This is a genomic window from uncultured Corynebacterium sp. (assembly GCF_902782855.1).
Lineage (GTDB): Bacteria > Actinomycetota > Actinomycetes > Mycobacteriales > Mycobacteriaceae > Corynebacterium.
This window is the reverse complement of record NZ_CACZOO010000367.1, coordinates 1-2,732: the sequence shown is the minus strand read 5'-3', so window position 1 is coordinate 2,732 and position 2,732 is coordinate 1. Positions and strand designations below refer to the sequence as shown.

At 70.6% G+C, this 2,732-nt stretch carries 3 protein-coding genes; 1 reads left to right on the top strand and 2 read right to left on the bottom strand.

Annotated features, from left to right (window positions below; translation table 11 throughout):
• Positions 1 to 1,233: PLP-dependent aminotransferase family protein (locus tag QZV72_RS14705; protein WP_297009486.1), on the top strand; the 1,233-nt coding region annotated here is incomplete at its 5' end.
• Here the strand turns inward: QZV72_RS14705 and QZV72_RS14700 are convergent.
• Both QZV72_RS14700 and QZV72_RS14695 read right to left on the bottom strand, forming a co-directional pair.
• Positions 1,214 to 2,038, bottom strand: coding sequence for a Cof-type HAD-IIB family hydrolase (locus QZV72_RS14700; protein WP_297009484.1), 825 nt, complete (start codon positions 2,036 to 2,038; stop codon positions 1,214 to 1,216). The genes QZV72_RS14705 and QZV72_RS14700 overlap by 20 nt on opposite strands.
• A complete protein-coding gene (locus QZV72_RS14695; RefSeq protein WP_297009481.1) occupies positions 2,035 to 2,571 on the bottom strand; it encodes an META domain-containing protein in 537 nt (178 codons plus the stop codon). The genes QZV72_RS14700 and QZV72_RS14695 overlap by 4 nt, the downstream gene beginning before the upstream one ends.
• Between the last annotated feature and the right edge of the window lie 161 nt (positions 2,572 to 2,732).

Below are 2,732 nucleotides of genomic sequence, written 5' to 3'. Positions count from 1 at the left end.
CGGAGAATTCGGCCCACGGACTGGTCCTGGCAGGTAGGGGCATTGGGGGAGTCTCCTGCCAGGTCTGCGCTGTCCACCGGGGTGCTGCGTCCGGTTCCCGTGGACGCTATCGTTCTGCACAACGGGTTCCCGGACCGGGACCTGCTGCCGGAGACGGCGGTCCGTCAGGCGCTGGCCCGAGCCGCCCGCTCGGACGCCGCGGTGACCTCCGCGCCGAGAGCGGGGCTGCAGGAGCTGCGGAACTGGTTCGCCCACGAGCTGGGGTCAGAATCGCCTGTGGACATCTCGCCGGTGACCGCTACCGACGTCACTGTGCTTCCGGGCACCCAGTCCGGCATGTCGGCGATCTTCCGGGCGGTCGTCGGGCCCGGCGAGCCGGTGGTCTTCGAGTCCCCCACCTACTGGGGTGCGGTGCTGGCCGCCGCGACCTCTGGCGTCCGGGTGGTGCCCCTTCCTACCGGTCCGCACGGTCCGGACCCCACGGAGCTGGACCGCGTCCTCACCCGCACCGGGGCGCGCCTGTTCTACGCCCAACCCCGGTTCGCCAACCCGACCGGCGCGGTGTGGAGCGCGGACACCCGTGGGCGTGTCCTCGAGATCCTGGCCAGACACGGCGCCTTCGTCGTCGAGGACGACTGGGCCCGCGACTTCACCATCGGGGAGACCGACCCGGACGCGACCCTGCCTCCACTGGCCGCCGCGGACGATTCCGGCCGGGTGATCTACCTTCGGTCCCTGACCAAGGCACTGTCCCCGGCGTTACGTGTCGGTGCGGTCATCGCCCGTGGTCCGGTGCGTGAGCGCATCCTCGGCAACGTCGGTGCATCGGCCATGTACGTCTCTCCGCTGCTGCAGGCCGCTGCCCTGGACGTGCTGGGTGCCCCGGCGTGGCGCAGCCACCGGAGATCCCTGCCGGAGCGGCTGCGCCACCGCCGGGACCTGCTCGTCACAGCGGTGCGGACGCACCTGCCCGGGGCGGAGCTGCACGGCGTACCTGCGGGTGGACTGAACCTGTGGGTGCGCCTGCCGGATGAGACGGATCTCGAGCTGCTGGTCACCACGTGCGAGGCCCGTGGTGTGATGATCGCCAGCGGTGACGATCTCTTCCCGGCCGAGCCGACCGGCCGGTACCTGCGGCTGAACTTCGCGGGGCCGGAGCCGGGACGCTACGACGAGGGAGTGCGGATCCTCGCTGAGGAGCTCCGTGCCCAGCTCAGAGCAGGGTCTCGATGACCCGGGCCACGCCCTCGTCGTCATTGGACGCGGTGATCTCGTCGGCGACGTCCTTCACCTCGTCCTCGGCATTGGCGACAGCCACGCCGTGCCCCGCCCAGGTCAGCATCTCACGGTCGTTGAGTCCGTCTCCGAAGGCGAGGACCTCGGAGCGGTCGACGCCGAGCCGGGCGCACAACTGTGCCAGTCCACTGGCCTTCGACACCCCGGCAGCCATGACCTCGACGAACGGGGCCCCGGACAGGGTCATCTCGAACCGGGAGCCGTCCAGTTGGCCCGTGTCCACCAGGTCCCGGGCGATCTCGTACAGTTCCGGGCTGCTGATCGTCCCGTGCCGGAAGACCAGCTTCAGCGCGGGCGCCCCGGTGACGACGTCCAGTGTCTCACCGTGCATCGCGGAAGGGTCCCGCTTGTGGTCGGCGAAGGTCGCCAGGTCGGCGTACCCTTCCTGGGCGATGAACCGTTCCCCGGCGTCGCGGACCGCAGCGTAGCGCACTCCGCGGACCACGGTGTCGAGCACGGTGACGATTCCGGCGATGACCGGTGCGGTGACTTCGTCAGCGAAGAGCAGCTCGCGGGTCGTCAGGTGGATGCCGAAGGAGCCGTTGCTGCACAGTGCCCACTCATCGAGGCCGAGGACCGGCCGCAGATGTCGCAGCCCCACCGGGTTTCGTGCGGTGGCCGGGACGACGTGGATTCCGGCGGCCGTCGCGGCGTCGAGCGCGGCACGGGTCCGAGGACTCACCCCGCCGTCACTGTCGAGCAGCGTACGGTCCAGGTCCGTGGCGATCAGCCGTACGCTCACGCCGGAACCGCCGGGATCAGCCGACCGAGTTCGGTCCCGCCCTCGTTGGTCACCGACAGGTGGTCGCCGGCGTGGTTCACTGTCGCCATCGACAGCACCCACGGGCTCCACGGGCCGGTACAGGCCATCATCGTGGTGGCGAAGGGGTCCACGGTCGCCACGGAGCCCTCTCCACCGGGGCCGGAGTCCAGCGTCCAGGTGGACCGGAAGTTGTTGCACCCGTCGGTGCCGGTGAGGGTGCCGTCCCCGGCGAAGGTGATCACCGCACCGCCGTCGGGGTCACGCCAGGAGCCGTCGTAGGAATCCGCGGTGCCGGGGATGATCGGGACGTCCGGGTTTCCGGGCATGGTGGGGGTCTCCTGTGCTGCGTCGGTGCCGGTTGATCCGGGGGCTGCGGTGGTGGCGTCCTCCGGAGAGGTGATGGGTGAAGTGATGGATGACGTCGGCCCGGGGGTGTCGTCGGAACCGCCGCAGGCGGCCAACGTCGCCGCCAGTGCGGCTGCGGGCAGGGCATTCAGTAGTCGTCTGGTCACCCCTCCACTGTGCCACGTTCCGTGGCGTACCCCGGCCGCATGCCCTGCGCGGTGGTGTCCGCCGGTGTCCTGTCACACCGGAACCGTCCGGGCAGGTCCTCCGTCGGGCCCGGTCGGATGCGATCCGGGCTGCGGATGACAGTGGCGGGATGACAGTGGCG